The sequence below is a fragment of the Geobacter sp. AOG1 genome (genome assembly GCF_019972315.1).
GTDB lineage: Bacteria > Desulfobacterota > Desulfuromonadia > Geobacterales > Geobacteraceae > Geomobilimonas.
Genome location: NZ_BLIZ01000001.1, coordinates 2,159,703 through 2,174,364 on the forward strand (window position 1 = coordinate 2,159,703; position 14,662 = coordinate 2,174,364).

General features: G+C 60.1%; 13 protein-coding genes. 12 read left to right on the top strand and 1 reads right to left on the bottom strand.

The window, feature by feature from the left end; genetic code table 11:
* Positions 1-299: 299 nt before the first annotated feature.
* The gene (gene eno, locus LDN04_RS09960) at positions 300-1,589 is read right to left on the bottom strand and encodes a phosphopyruvate hydratase (RefSeq protein ID WP_223909562.1); all 1,290 of its coding nucleotides are present in this window, start codon (positions 1,587-1,589) and stop codon (positions 300-302) included.
* Between the two features lie 341 nt (positions 1,590-1,930).
* Between eno and LDN04_RS09965 the strand changes: the two genes are divergently transcribed.
* The 12 genes from LDN04_RS09965 to LDN04_RS10020 all read left to right on the top strand — a co-directional run.
* The gene (locus LDN04_RS09965; RefSeq protein WP_223909566.1) at positions 1,931-4,330 is read left to right on the top strand and encodes an HD family phosphohydrolase; all 2,400 of its coding nucleotides are present in this window, start codon (positions 1,931-1,933) and stop codon (positions 4,328-4,330) included.
* A complete protein-coding gene (gene ybeY / locus LDN04_RS09970; protein WP_223909573.1) occupies positions 4,227-4,679 on the top strand; it encodes an rRNA maturation RNase YbeY in 453 nt (150 codons plus the stop codon). Before LDN04_RS09965 ends, ybeY begins: the two co-directional genes overlap by 104 nt.
* Positions 4,680-4,765: 86 nt before the next feature.
* Positions 4,766-5,473, top strand: a complete 708-nt coding sequence (locus tag LDN04_RS09975; protein WP_223909574.1) for a diacylglycerol kinase — start codon at positions 4,766-4,768, stop codon at positions 5,471-5,473.
* A gap of 138 nt (positions 5,474-5,611) precedes the next feature.
* Complete coding sequence (locus tag LDN04_RS09980; RefSeq protein ID WP_223909577.1) at positions 5,612-6,466, top strand: hemolysin family protein; 855 nt, start codon at positions 5,612-5,614, stop codon at positions 6,464-6,466.
* Positions 6,466-8,028 carry an apolipoprotein N-acyltransferase gene (gene lnt / locus LDN04_RS09985; protein WP_223909580.1) on the top strand — a complete coding sequence of 521 codons (1,563 nt, stop codon included), beginning with the start codon at positions 6,466-6,468 and terminating at the stop codon, positions 8,026-8,028. The genes LDN04_RS09980 and lnt overlap by 1 nt, the downstream gene beginning before the upstream one ends.
* Before the next feature lie 48 nt (positions 8,029-8,076).
* Positions 8,077-9,190 (top strand): peptide chain release factor 2 gene (gene prfB, locus LDN04_RS09990; protein WP_223909582.1). Its coding sequence is split into 2 segments (ribosomal slippage): positions 8,077-8,145 and positions 8,147-9,190, totalling 1,113 coding nucleotides; the frame shifts between segments, so codons are not numbered across the junction.
* Positions 9,191-9,305: 115 nt separating this feature from the next.
* Positions 9,306-10,112: an NlpC/P60 family protein gene (locus LDN04_RS09995; protein WP_223913370.1), complete on the top strand. Its 807-nt coding sequence runs from the start codon at positions 9,306-9,308 to the stop codon at positions 10,110-10,112.
* A 55-nt stretch (positions 10,113-10,167) separates the two neighbouring features.
* Positions 10,168-11,409, top strand: a complete 1,242-nt coding sequence (locus LDN04_RS10000) for a DUF1015 domain-containing protein (protein WP_223909591.1) — start codon at positions 10,168-10,170, stop codon at positions 11,407-11,409.
* A gap of 246 nt (positions 11,410-11,655) precedes the next feature.
* On the top strand, positions 11,656-12,117 hold the full coding sequence (locus LDN04_RS10005; protein ID WP_223909594.1) for an EVE domain-containing protein: 462 nt from the start codon (positions 11,656-11,658) through the stop codon (positions 12,115-12,117).
* Between the two features lie 60 nt (positions 12,118-12,177).
* On the top strand, positions 12,178-12,645 hold the full coding sequence (locus LDN04_RS10010; RefSeq protein ID WP_223909597.1) for an FKBP-type peptidyl-prolyl cis-trans isomerase: 468 nt from the start codon (positions 12,178-12,180) through the stop codon (positions 12,643-12,645).
* A 33-nt stretch (positions 12,646-12,678) separates the two neighbouring features.
* Positions 12,679-13,656, top strand: coding sequence for a DUF4140 domain-containing protein (locus LDN04_RS10015; protein WP_223909600.1), 978 nt, complete (start codon positions 12,679-12,681; stop codon positions 13,654-13,656).
* Between the two features lie 273 nt (positions 13,657-13,929).
* Positions 13,930-14,662: NHL repeat-containing protein (locus tag LDN04_RS10020; RefSeq protein WP_223909603.1), on the top strand; the 733-nt coding region annotated here is incomplete at its 3' end.

The window sequence follows — 14,662 nt, forward strand, 5'->3', positions numbered from 1 at the left end:
GGGTGCTCCTTGGTTGGGGTATCGGTGCCTCCAAGTATACCATAGCCGGCAGGTGTGATGGGGGCGGACGGAAAAAGGGGCCGACACGGATGTCGGCCCCTTCGTTGGGGTTTGTGTGTAAGGAGGGGGCGGGGGCTCCCCCTCCGCAAAGCGTCAAGCGTCACCGGTTGGCATTCCTACAGGCTGAACCTCTGTTTCGAATGGTTTCCTTCCCAACCTCTGCCGGTGTTTTTTGCGGGACCCTTTGCTCCGGGAGAGCCCCCGGCTCCTCCCCGTGGAGTCCGACAAAAGAAAGTTAGTTACTTTTTCACGTTATAGAACACGTCCTTGCCACGGAAGATGGCGGTGGTGTCCAGTTCGTCCTCGATCCGGAGGAGCTGGTTGTACTTGGCGACCCGGTCGGTGCGGCAGAGGGAGCCTGTCTTGATCTGGCCGGCGTTGACCGCCACGGAGAGGTCGGCCAGGGTCGTGTCCTCGGTCTCGCCCGAACGGTGGGAGATGACGCAGGTGTAGCCGGCCCGCTTGGCCATCTCGATGGCGTCCAGGGTCTCGGTCAGGGTGCCGATCTGGTTCAGCTTGATGAGGATGGAGTTGGCGATCCCCTTCCGGATCCCTTCCTTGAGGATGGCCGGGTTGGTGACGAACAGGTCGTCGCCGACGATCTGGATACGCTTGCCGAGACGGTCGGTCAGCTTCTTCCAGCCGTCCCAGTCGTTTTCGGCCATGCCGTCCTCGATGGAGATGATCGGGTACTTGTTGACCAGGTTCTCGTAGAAGTCCACCATCTGGTCGGGGGTCTTCTTGGGCTGGGCCTCGTTCTCCAGGGTGTAGACCCCATCCTTGAACAGCTCGGACGATGCCACGTCCAGGGCGAGCAGCACCTCTTCGCCCGGCTTGTAGCCGGCCTTCTCGATCGCCTCCATGATCACTTCGAGCGCTTCCTCGTTGGACTTCAGGTTCGGCGCAAACCCCCCCTCGTCGCCGACGGCGGTGTTGTAACCCTTGGATTTGAGTACCCCCTTGAGGGCGTGGAATATTTCCGCACCCATCCGGAGCGCTTCCCGGAAGTTGGGCGCACCGGCCGGCATGATCATGAACTCCTGGATGTCCACGTTGTTGTCGGCGTGGGCGCCACCGTTGAGGATGTTCATCATCGGCAGCGGCAGCTCCTTGGCGTTGGCGCCGCCGATATACTGGTAGAGGGGGAGTCCCGCTTCATCGGCGGCCGCCTTGGCCACCGCCAGGGAGACGCCGAGGATGGCGTTGGCCCCAAGCTTGCTCTTGTACTCGGTTCCGTCCATTTCCAGCATTTTCCGGTCGATGCCGACCTGGTCGCTCGCTTCCATGCCGATGACTTCGTCCGCGATGATGTCGTTGACGTTGTCGACCGCCTTGAGAACACCCTTGCCCAGGTAGCGGGACTTATCGCCGTCGCGCAGTTCCAGGGCCTCCCGCTCGCCGGTGGATGCACCGGACGGAACCGCGGCCCGTCCCATGGCGCCTGATTCGAGGAAGACCTCTACTTCCAGCGTCGGGTTACCCCGGGAATCGAGGATTTCTCTGGCGTACACATCGGTAATCTGACTCATTTCATGCCCCCTTGCGATGAATATGGAGTGGCAGGTCCGTTGACCTGTCTACAGTTATATACAACGCCCGATTCGATTATTCACGTCGCATGCCTCCCCGACGTACCAGTGGTACGCTTCCGGGTGCCCTCTTCCGCTGCCTCGTGACTATCCCCAATCCGGGGTTGTAGTATAAACGTTTTTTTATATATACCAGACGGGACTGAAAGGGAAGGATTTTTCCGTAATCGTGGGGTGTTAGGCTGGATGGTTTGAGTTGACAGCTATCGGTGATAAGGCTATAGTAGGCCTTTACGCAACCCACCGCCACGGCAGTACAGACGGGGTTTGAACACACACACATGCCCACCCAGACTGGTGACAAGAATAAACCTGCCCGGAATTCCCTGGTACTCATCGCCGAACACTTTCTCGATTCCCTGGTGGAAAGGTTTGCCGGTGGCCGACATGAGCAACGCAACCGCTTCATCCTCCTCTTTCTTGCAGCCGCCATTCTCGCCTTCCTCATTATCCCGGGACAGCAGTTCCGTGCGGTCAGTTATAAAGTGGGGGATATCGCCACTTCCGACATCCGTGCCACCCAGGACTACCTGCTGGAAGACCGTCCCCTGACCGATAAAAAACGGGCGGAAGCGGAATCCGTCGTCCCCTTCGTCTACGATTACAACGTCAGTGCGGCCACGGAACTCACCCAGCGGTTCGAAAAAGGGCTGGCTCTGGTGCGCGAGGCGATGGCGCAGGAGGAAGGGCCCGACATCAAGAGCCTGCGGGATGTGGTTTCCAAATCCCTCGCTGTGGAACTGTCTCCGGTGGAACTCGGGGCACTCCTGGCCGTCAGGTCGGACCGGGCACTTCTGCTGGAAATCAGCCGCATTACCGGCCAGCTTTACAGCCAAAGGATCGTCGTCGGTCGTCAGGTATTTGCCTCGGACCTGGAGCATGGAATCCTCATCGTCGATGCGGACAGCCGGCAGGTCATTGCCACCGGCAATTCAACCCCTTACATAGGGCTGGCGGAAGCGCGTGGCTTACTGGAACGGGCCCGGATATCGCAAGGGGGGGGGCAGCAAACCCTGACAACCGTGAAGGAAATCCTCGCACGGATGCTGAAGCCGAACCTGACCTTCAACCGCGAGGCGACGGACGAAAAGAGGCGGCAGGCGCGTGAGACGGTGCGGCCGGTACTGTTCCAGCTGAAGCAAGGGGAGATGATCGTCCGGGTCGGGGAGCGGGTTACCGCCGAACAGGCACTCAAGCTGCAGAAGATAGCCGAAGCGCGCAAGGGGATGAACCGGGTGGTCGGCGGGGTCGGCATCTACGGTCTCGTGCTGGTCCTGTTCTATCTCCCCTACCGCTTTGCCCGCAAGAACATCCGCAAATTCAATCCGTCCAACAAGGATCTGTTGCTCCTGGCGTTTATCACCATCTGTTCCTTCCTGCTTCTGAAGACCGTCTACATCGTCTCCACGGTGATGGGGGGTATATTCCCCTCCATCGACACCGCCAACTACTTTTACCTGTTCCCCTTCGCCGTCGGCGCCATCCTCGTGCGGATCATCCTCAACTCAGAGGTAGCCCTGGTTCATACCGCCATCTGCGCCCCCCTCTTCGGGATCATGTTCAACAACAGTCTCCCGGTGGTCATCTACTCCCTCCTCGGCGGGGTGGTCGGCGCCCACGGGGTTCGGCAGTGCAAGGACCGCGGGACCATCTACAAGGCGGGGATGAAGGTGAGCGTCGCGAACCTGGCCCTGGCCATCTCCTTCCAGATAGTCGGGGACAGCCTCTTCTCCATGCAGTCCCTTTACTGCATCCTATTCGCCCTGGCCGGCGGTGTCATCAACGCGGCCTTCGTCACCGGCATCATTCCCATTCTGGAGGGGCTTTTCCATTACACCACCGACATCAAACTCCTGGAACTTGCCAACCTCAACTCTCCCATCCTGCGGGAGCTGATGATCCGGGCTCCCGGTACCTACCACCACAGCGTGCTGGTCGGTAACATGGTGGAGTCCGCGGCGGAGGCGATCAACGCCAACCCTCTGCTGGCCCGGGTGGCAGCCTACTACCATGACGTGGGGAAGATATCCAAGCCGCTCTACTTCATAGAGAACGTGGCGGGGGGGGAAAACCGCCACGACAAGCTTTCCCCCAACATGAGCGCCCTCATCCTCATAGCCCACGTCAAGGAGGGGGTGGAACTGGCGCGGGAGCACCGGCTCGGCCTTCCCATCATCGACATCATCCGTCAGTCCCATGGCACCAGCCTCATCACCTTTTTCTACGACAAGGCGAAAAAGCTGGCGGGGGAGGGGAAGGTCGTGGACGAGCGGGAATTCCGCTATCCGGGCCCCAAACCCCAGACCCGCGAGGCGGGGCTCGTGCTTCTGGCCGACTGCGTGGAGGCGGCATCCCGCACCCTCACCGACCCGACACCGGCCCGCATCCAGGGGCTCGTGCAGAAGATCATCAACAAGGTGTTCATCGACGGCCAGCTTGATGAGTGCGAACTGACCCTGAAAAACCTCCATGGGATCGCCAAGAGCTTCAACCGGATCCTGGGAGCCATCTACCACCATCGCATCGATTACCCGGAGCCGGCGTACAAGGAAAAAATTGCGGGAGGGAAGAAGACCCTTGAAGATAGCCATCGAGAACCGCCAGAGGCGCCATCCGATCAGCATCAGGAACCTGAGAAAAGTGGCGGAGAGGATCTTAAGCGCCTTGGGATTACCCACTAGCGAGCTGTCGGTCGTCGTCGTCGGCGACCGGAGTATCCGCATCCTGAACCGGGAATACCTGGGACGGGACAAGGCCACCAACGTCATCTCCTTCTCCATGCAGGAGGGGGAGTTCGGAGGGGTGTCCCCCGACGTGCTCGGTGATGTGGCGATTTCGGCCGACACTTGTGCACGGGAGGCTGCGGAAGGGGATATCTCCTTCACTGCCCGGCTCGACTTCCTCCTCCTGCACGGTATCCTCCACCTCGCCGGCTACGACCACGAGCGGAGCGGCGAAGCGGAAGCCCGGCGCATGGAGAAGAAGGAGCGGGAGATATTCGCGCTGTTGCAGGGGGAAGGATTGGTGTAGCGCGGAAGATCGGAAGCGCGAAGGTTACAAGTCTTTCCTTCCCGCCTTCCTCTCTTCCGCACTTCCGCGCAATGAACGGAGTTCATGTGAAACCGACGCGCTTCATAGATTCCGTCAACTGTGCCATCGAGGGGATCATCCATACCGTCCGGACCCAGAAGCACATGCGCTGGCATTTCCTGGCGGCCCTTGCGCTCCTCGTGGCGGTGCTCTTCCTCCGTGTTTCGCCACTGGAGTTCACGCTCCTCACGGTTTCCATCTGCTTCGTCCTGTTTGCCGAGCTGTTGAATACCGCCATTGAAGCGGTGGTGGACCTGGTCAGCCCGGAGTATCATCCCGTGGCCAAGATAGCCAAGGATGTGGCGGCGGGAGCGGTCCTCGTCGCCTCCATCGGCGCGGCGGTCATGGGCTACCTGATCCTCTCCCGGTACATCTTCCCCATCTACAAGGAGGCGCTCGGCATGGCAGGTACTCCCACCGAGATGGTGGCGGTGGTTTCGCTCCTCATGGTAGTGATTGCGGTGGTGATCCTCAAGGCGGTCTCCGGCAGGGGGACACCTCTGGAAGGGGGGCTGCCGAGCGGGCATGCGGCGGTCGCCTTTGCCATTGCCACGCTGGTATCGGTCATAACCCAGGATCCCATCACCTCCATCCTGGTCATCGCCATGGCTGTGATGGTGAGCCACTCCCGGCTACTCCTCCGTATCCACACCCTGCGGGAGGTATTCCTCGGTGCGGTAACCGGTACGATCATCACGCTCATCGTCATGCTGCTGTTTCGTACATTACGATAACGGTTGAGTTGTGAAGTATGAATTATGAAGTAACAACAAAGAACATTTGCAAGCTTACCATTATGCTGTCAACGTAGGTTTCAATTCAAAATTCATAATTCAACATGCATAATTGAATTTTTCAGGAGGAACGGGGTTGTGGAAGAAGGGTCTGGCAGGAAACGACCGGGTTTGCTGGAGGCGTTGAGCAGGTTCTTGTCGGGACGGCGCAGGATCACCGAGGCAGAGATTCAGGACCTGATGGACGCCGGCGAGGAAGAGGGACTCATCAACGAAGAAGAAAACGAGATGATCCGTTCCATCTTTGCCCTGCGCGACACGACGGCGCGGGAGGTCATGGTCCCCCGCACCGACATGGCCTGCGTTCCGGTGGATGCCACGGTGCAGGAGGTGCTGCAGGCGATCGTCGGTTGTGGTCATTCCCGTCTTCCGGTCTACGACGGCACCACGGACAACATCATCGGCCTGATCTACGCCAAGGACTTTCTCAAGTACTGGGGAATGGACGAATCGGCGGTTGACCTGAAACGAATCCTGCGCCCCCCCTACTTCATCCCCGAGACCAAGAACCTGGAGGAACTGCTCCAGGAATTCAAGAAAAAACGGATCCATCTGGCCGTCGTGGTCGACGAGTACGGCGGGACTTCGGGTCTCGTCACCATCGAGGACCTGCTGGAAGAGATCGTCGGCGACATCCAGGACGAGTACGACGTGGAAGAGGAGTGGCTGATGCAGGAGGCGGATGGTTCGCTGGTGGTGGACGGTCGGCTCCCCATCGAGGAACTGGAAGAGCACTTCGGCATCGAGATCGAGCGGGAGAAATTCGATACGGTCGGTGGCCTGCTGTTTCACCTTACCGGCCGGATCCCGGCGGTGGGTGAAGAGATCGGTAACGGCACTGTCCGGTTCACGGTGCTGGAGGCGGACGAGCGACGAGTCAGCAAGGTCAGGATTGCCCGTATCCTGCCCGAAACAGAGGATACGGAAGCGTAGTGGACTACCGCAGATTCAATATGCCCGATTTCAATGCCATTCCGCGCCGCGATTACCTGCTTGCGCTGCTGTCCGGCGTGCTGGTTGCCCTCTCTTTTCCCAAACCAGCCCTTTCCCTGCTCGCCTGGTTCGCCTTTGTCCCCCTTCTCCTGGCGCTGGGGAAAAAGAGTCCGAAGAAGGCCTTCAAGCTGGGCTTTGTGTGCGGGGCGACCGCTTTTGCAGGGCTTCTCTACTGGCTCAATATCGTGATGGTCACCTACGGCAAGCTCCACTGGAGCGTGAGCGGCTGTCTCTACCTCCTGTTGGTGGCCTACCTTGCCCTGTTCGTGGCCGTGCCGGTCTGGCTCATGCGGAGGGGGGAACTGGCGGGTGTTTCGTCGCTTGTCTCGCTTCCCGTGCTCTGGGTCGGTCTGGAATATCTCCGTTCTTTTCTCCTCTCCGGATTTCCCTGGGCAAGTCTCGGCTATTCCCAGTTCCGTACCCTGCCGCTCATTCAGGTGGCCGATATTACCGGCGTGTACGGGCTCAGTTTCGCCATCGTCCTGGCCAACGTGGTCGTCTATCGCATCCTGCGGGGGCTTTTCGGCCGGGAGCGGGAAGGGTACCCGACTGCGGGGGCCGTGGTGCTGCTCGTTCTTCTCGTTGCCATGGTCGGCTACGGGTTTTACCGCCTGCGCCAGCCTGAAGAGGGTAAGCCGTTCAGGGTGGCGCTCATCCAGGGGAATATATCCCAGGATGTGAAATGGGACCCGGCTTTCCAGGAGGCGACGGTCGCCATTTACGAGCGGCTCTCCCGCCAGGCGGTGGCCGATGGTGAAACCGATCTGGTGGTCTGGCCCGAAAGCGCCGCGCCGTTCTTTTTCCAGAACGACACCACCTATACTCCCCGGATCAGGAACCTGGCCAGGGAGTTGAAAACCCCTCTGGTGTTCGGCAGCCCCGCATTCGAGCAAGATGACCGCGGGAAGCATTATCTCAACAGTGCTTTTCTCCTGGCGCCGACCGGCGAGGCGGTGGGGCGAAGCGACAAGATACACCTGGTGCCGTTCGGCGAGTACGTTCCCCTTGCCAGGTTTATCCCTTTCGTCCACAAGCTGGTGGAGGGGATTGGCGATTTTTCGCCGGGGGAACGGGCCATCCCCCTCGACACCGGCAAGGGGATGATCGGGGTCCTCGTCTGTTTCGAGGGGATTTTCCCCGAACTGTCCCGCGCTTATGTCCAGGCCGGTGCCCGGGTGCTGGTGAACATATCCAACGATGCCTGGTACAAGCGTTCGTCGGCCCCTTATCAGCATCTCTCCATGACCGTCTTCCGTGCCGTGGAGAACCGCGTTCCCCTGGTGCGGGCTACCAATACGGGGATCACCGCCATAATCGACTGCCGGGGCCATGTGCGGGCGGCGACCCGGCTGTTCCAGGAAGCAGTCCTGACCGGCGAGGTGCGACTCGGAACGGGTGCAACCTTCTACAGTCGCTACGGCGACCTGTTTGCCGGCCTCTGTCTGGCGGTAAGCGCTGTTGTCGGGGTGCTTGGCTTCAGAAGAAAAAAATCGCAGGGGTGACGTTTCTCCTCTTTCAGAGACAATTATCACCATACTAAGGAGCACATGATGTTCAGAGAAGAAGTAGCACGTAGCGAAGCTCTTGCAGAACGGATCGCCAAGCTTCGGGGGTCTCTTTGACATAGATCGCAAGCGGGAGGATATCCAGGAGATGGAGGCGCGGATTGCCGCCCCCGGCTTCTGGGACGACAACGAAGCGGCCCAGCATCTCCTGCGTCAGCGGACGGTGATGGAAAAGGCCGTGGAGTTGTGGGACTGGCTCAACCGGCAGGTGGAGGACATCCAGGTCCTTATCGAGCTGGGGGGTGAGGCGGAGGATGAGGCGGTGCTGGCTGAGGTGAGGGGCCTCAACGATTCCCTGGAGGCGGCGGTTGAAAGTGCCGAGTTCCAGCGGATGCTCTCCGGACCCCACGATGCCAGCAACTGCTATTTCTCCATCAACGCCGGCGCCGGTGGCACCGAGGCCCAGGACTGGGCCGAAATGCTCCTCCGGATGTACCTCCGCTACTGCGAGCGGAAGGGGTGGAAAACGGAGATCACCGATTACCAGCCGGGAGACGAGGCAGGGGTGAAGTCGGCCACCTTTACCGTCCTGGGGGAATATGCCTACGGCTACCTCAAGGCCGAGGCGGGAATCCACCGCCTGGTGCGCATATCCCCCTTCGACAGCAATGCCCGGCGCCACACCTCCTTTGCCTCGGTCTTTGCCTTCCCGGAGATCGCGGACGACATCGAGGTGAAGATCGTCGAGTCCGATCTGCGGATCGACACCTACCGCTCTAGCGGCGCTGGCGGCCAGCACGTCAACACCACCGACTCGGCAATCCGGATTACCCACATCCCGACCGGGATCGTGGTGGCCTGCCAGAGCGAGCGGAGCCAGCACATGAACAAGGCGGCGGCCCTCAAGGTGCTCCGGGCAAAACTCTACGAGAAGGAGCTGCAGGAGCGCGAGGCCCAGGCGGCGGAGTTTTCCGCAGACAAGAAGGAGATCGGCTGGGGAAGCCAGATCCGCTCCTACGTCCTCCACCCCTACAAAATGGTGAAGGACCTTCGCACCGGCGTAGAGTCCGGCAATCCCGATGCGGTGCTGGATGGTGCGCTGGAAGAGTACATCGTCGCCTTTCTCATGGGGGTCAGGCGAAACGTCACCGATGATTGACATGGTGGACAGGATTACACCCGATAGCCGTTGTCGTGTTTTATCCTGTACATCCTGAATATCCCTGTTCATACAGCTTTTGCCTGTTGTTCATTTGCGGTTGAGGATTAGCATGATGACCCGATTATGTTCCGTTGTATGGATTGTATATTTTACCCTTATGCTCGCCACCACCGGCTGCGCTGCCCAGCGCAAGGTTACCGCCGGCGCTGCCGGGATCAGCCGGCTTGGCTATTCGATCCAGGTGGGGGCCTTCAAGGAGGTGGGGAACGCCGAGCGGCTGGCCGCCAAGCTCCAGGTCAAGGGCATCGACGCCTTCTACTTCAAGAAGGAGGATGGGGTCTATGCGGTCCGCTTCGGCGATTTCCCTTCCCGTGAAGAGGCCAAGCGGGCCGGTAAAAAACTGGTGGCGGAGAAGCTGGTGGGTGCGTTCTTCATCGCCGAGCCTCGCCCTGCGTCCATCCGGAAGACGAAGGAGCCCGAGTTGCGTCAGTTGCCGCCGGCAACCGTTCATGCACCGACAATCCCCAAACCCAGGGCTGCCTCCGGCGACATGGGGGAAATCGCGGCGCGTACCGCCGAACGCTTCGTCGGCATTCCTTACCGCTGGGGGGGGGACACGGTGGTTGACGGCATGGATTGCAGCGGATTCGTCCGGGCGGTCTATAACCTGTGCGGTGTCAATATCCCCCGGACCTCCCGTGATCAGTACAAGGTCGGCGACCAGGTCGGCAGGGACGATCTGAAGGACGGCGACCTGGTCTTCTTCGGCGAGTCGGAGGAGAAGATCAATCACGTGGGAATCTACGTCGGGAACGGCCGTTTCGTCCACGCCCCGCGCCGGGGAGACGACATCAAGGTGTCGGCCCTGGACGAAAACTATTTCACCTCGCGGTTCGTCGGGGCGAAACGATACTTTTAGGCAGTGTTGAGTTGTCACTGCTCAAAACTCAAAACTTCATATTTTCGAGGTAATCATGGCATTCATCAAGCCTTTCCGGGCTGTCAGACCCAGGAAGGAGCTGGCCGAGAAGGTTGCGGCGCTCCCCTATGACGTAATGAGCGTGGCCGAGGCGCGGGAGATGGCGGCGGGAAACCCCCACAGCTTCCTCCATATCTCGCGGCCGGAAATCGATCTTCCCCCTGACCTTGACCCCCATTCCGACCCGGTCTATCTGCAGGGAAGGGAGAACCTCCGCCAGTTTATGCAGAACGGCACCCTGACCCAGGACGGCGGGGAGTGCTACTACGTCTACCGGCAGCGGATGGGGAACATCGTCCAGACCGGGCTCGTGGTCTGCTCCGGCGTGGACGACTACCAGACGGGGGTGATCAGGAAGCACGAACTGACCCGGGCCGACAAGGAAGAGGACCGGGTGATGCACATCGACTACCTGGATGCCAACGACGAACCGGTCTTCTATACCTTCCGGCACGAGCCGGCCATAGGTGCCATCGTTGCCGAGGTCGCGGCCGGACCCGCTGCCTATGACTTCGCCACCGACGACGGGGTATTCCATACCCTCTGGATAATCGACGACCGGCAGCGGATCGATCGGCTGACTGACCTGTTCCGGGCCATCCCCACTCTCTACGTGGCCGACGGCCACCACCGGAGCGCTGCCGCCAGCCGGGTGCGGGACATGCGCCGGGCCAAGAACCCTGTCCATGACGGCACGGAAGAGTATAACTATTTCCTCACCGTCATTTTTCCCGATAACGAGATGAACATCATGCCGTACAACCGTGTGGTGAAGGACCTCAATGGGCACACCATCGCTGAGTTCATGGCCAAGGTGGCGGGACGGTTCGAGATTGCCCCGGCAAACGGCAGCTTCACACCGGCCGAGCGCCACCAGTTCGGCATGTACCTGGACGGCAAGTGGTACGAACTGCGGGCCAGGGATGAATCCTTTGCGGAAGAGGACGCGGTGGAGCGGCTCGACGTCTCCATCCTGCAGAACAACCTCCTCAGCCCCATTCTCGGGGTGCGCAACCCCCGTACCGATCAGCGAATCAACTTCGTCGGCGGGATCCGGGGAGTCGAAGAACTGGAACGGCTGGTGGAAGGGGGTGGGTACGAAGTCGCCTTCTCCCTCCATCCGACCTCCATGGAGGAGTTGATGGAGTTGGCGGATGCGAACAAGATTATGCCGCCCAAGTCGACGTGGTTTGAGCCGAAATTGAGGTCGGGATTATTTGTTCACCTGTTATCCTGATGACGTCTGCCGCTTTTCCGTTCTGGCGGCGTAAGTCTTCGGAAAGTGGTTGTGACTCGGCCTGTCGGCCGCCCCCTGCGGGGCGCCTTCGCGGTCCAATTTCGCAAGCGAAATTGTGCGGCGTAGCGCTGTTTATGCCCGATGTTTGGGTACTACGCCTCCGCCCACTTCCTCGACAGCCTTGCCAGAACGAAAAATCGACACCCGTTTTATAAGCAAACCAATAGTTGGATTAGAGTTCTGATTATGAATTACTGGCTCTTCAAATCCGAACCCGGGTGCTTCTCCTTCGACGATTTGCGTCAGAGGCCGGGGCAGACCGAGCAGTGGGACGGGGTGCGGAATTTTCAGGCGCGCAACTTCCTGCGGGACCAGGTCCAGGTGGGGGACGGGGTACTTTTCTACCACAGCAACATACCCGACCCCCACATAGCGGGGACAGCCTGGGTGGTGCGGGCGGGATACCCCGACTGGACCGCCTGCGACCCGACCAGCGAGCATTTCGACCCGAAGAGTTCCGCGGCCAACCCCATCTGGTACATGGTGGATGTCCGCTACGGGGAACCGTTCAAGCGGCCGGTCTCCCTTGCCGAACTCAAGTCCCATCGGCTCTTGGAGGGGATGGTGCTCCTTAAGCGGAGCAGACTGTCGATCCAGCCGGTGACGCCCGAGGAATGGTCGATCATTCTGGGGCTCGGCGGCCTTTGAAATTTTGAGTTTTGAGTTTTGAATTTTGAATTAAAATCAACAGCTGAGTTGGAGGATGACGTGAGAACCATGGAAAAACTGATCGTGGCGCTGTTGCTGGTGGTGGCGATTTCGATCCCCGCCTGTGCCCAGAAAGAAACGAAACAGCCTGCCGAAGCGAAGGAGGCCGCGGCACTGCCGGCAAATGCGGTGAAAACTTCCTCCGGGCTTGCCTATGTGGATATGGTGGTCGGTAAGGGTGCGGTCCCCATGGCCGGCAAGCCGGTCAAGGTGCACTACACCGGCTGGCTTGAAAACGGCACCAAGTTCGACAGTTCGGTGGACCGGGGAGAGCCGTTCGTGTTCACCGTCGGCGTCGGTCAGGTGATACCTGGCTGGGATGAAGGGGTGATGTCCATGAAAGTGGGGGGAAAGCGGAAACTGATCGTACCTCCCCAACTCGGCTACGGTGCTGCAGGAGCGGGTGGGGTTATCCCCCCCAATGCGGTCCTGATCTTCGAAGTTGAACTTCTGGACGTAGCGAAATAATCTTCGCTGCCCAAAAGCGGGCAAGGGGGATGGATGCGAGCGATCATTTGCTGTATAGGTACGCTGCTCATGGCGCTGCCGGCGGTTGCGGCAGCGAAGTCGGTGACACTCTATCTGGATGGCGCCCGGGTGGAGAGCAATGTCGCCGCTTCGGGGTCCTATTTGGAGATACCCCTTCCTGCAGGGGCAACCACCGATTCGTTGCGCATTCGTCCGCAGGGAAATGCCCGGCTTACCCGGGTCGAACTGGTTACGGCCCGCCCAGAACCGAAGCTTGCCCGGGAGATGGCGCGCCTGGAGGAACGGCGGGAACTCCTCCATGACCGGCTGAAGGCTCTGGCTACGCGGGAGGATATCTTCAAAGCCGCAGCCAAGGCACAGAGCGGAAAGGCCCCGAGGAAAACCAAGGCCAATCCTGAGCCTCTTGCGAGCGTCCGGCAGGGAACCGATTTTGCCATTGCCCAGTTGGAGGGTGTCTACCAGTCCAGGCGCAAGGCGGAGCATGACCTCAAAAATGTGGAAGAGCAGTTGGCTTCTCTGAAGAAAAACGGCAACGCCGACGGCACCGTAGCCCGTGTCTGGTTGGCCGGCAAGGGGGGGCGGGTGACGGCGACGTATCTGCGGCCGGACCTTAAGTGGCAGCCTGCCTACGACGTGCATCTTAAGGAAGGTGCCAGGGTGGAGCTTGTCATGCGGGCCGATTTCCCGCCAGTCGGAAAGGATGCCGCCGTAATGGTCGTTGCCGGCTCTCTGGACTCTTCCCTGCAAAATCTCGCAGGTCAATCCGTCGCTGCCCCATTGGTGCCGGTCGCTACGCTGCTCTTCCCGGTAGAGAAAGAGCAGGTCGTTTCTGCTCCCCAACCGATTGTCACCTTCATGTTCAGGAATGTGTCGGACCGCATACTGCCACCCGGTCAGGCAACCTGTTACCGCCAGGGGGAATTCCTGGGGGTTGCCCCCTTTGCCGGCCTTGCTCCCGGCGAAACGCGGGAGATGACCTGCGGCAAGTAGCATCGTTTCTCCTCCTACGAAAGTTCACGCATCTGACGGGACCGTTTCCCGCCAATGCATGATCACCATTAACCGTCTTGCCGTTCCGGCAAGGCGGTTTTTTTGTGGCGCACATCTACCCGCGCGTTTCCTCTAACAAACTGAAATGATAGCAATAAATCAATACTATGATTAATGGCACTTAACTTGCTGTTTAGTAACGGATTTCCGGTTGATTGCTCGCCGGGTACCAGCAGTATAAATCCTAAACCGAAGTAATTAGGGGTGGTTTATATGACAGCCGTAATTAAAAACCTCTTTACCGTAACCGCCATATCGCTGTTCATGCAGGTGGTATGGCAGGCAGGAGTGGCGCATGGAGCGGTAGCGCCGCAGGTCACGGTATTCGGGCCGATAACGGAGGGTCTGCGGACGCCGGTGCGGCTGGCAGTGGGAGAGGGGGCATTGTACGTAGCGGACCCGCGCGGAGGCGGGGTCCTTGAGTATACGCCGGCCGGGCGGCTGGTGCGGGTGATCGGGACGGGTGGCGCGCCGGCGGGGGTAGGGGTATCTGCCGACGGCACACTTTTGGTGAGCCGGGGGAGTTACGTGGCGGTCATCGGCCGTGACGGTCAGGAATTGCGCCGTCTCATCCCTGCCGAAGGGGCGTTCGTGTCCGCCACCGGGATTGCGGTGGACGACACCGGGACCATCTACGTCACCGACAGCGGCACGAACTGCGTACAGGTGTTCTCGGCAGGGGGAGCGTCCCTGTTCAAGTTCGGGAGCTTCGGCATCGCCCAGGGCATCGTCTACGCGAGCGATCCGCCACCGGCGGCGCGGTTCAACATGCCGACCGCCATCGCCTTCGAGAAACAAAGCCGGCAACTGGCCATAGCCGACACGCTGAACGGGCGGATCGTCTTTTACGCCGTGGCGGGGCTTAGCTCTACGTCACAGCCGGTGCGGGTAATCGGCAGCCTGGGGGCCGGGCCGCTCAAGTTCACCGCTCCGCAGGGGGTGGCGT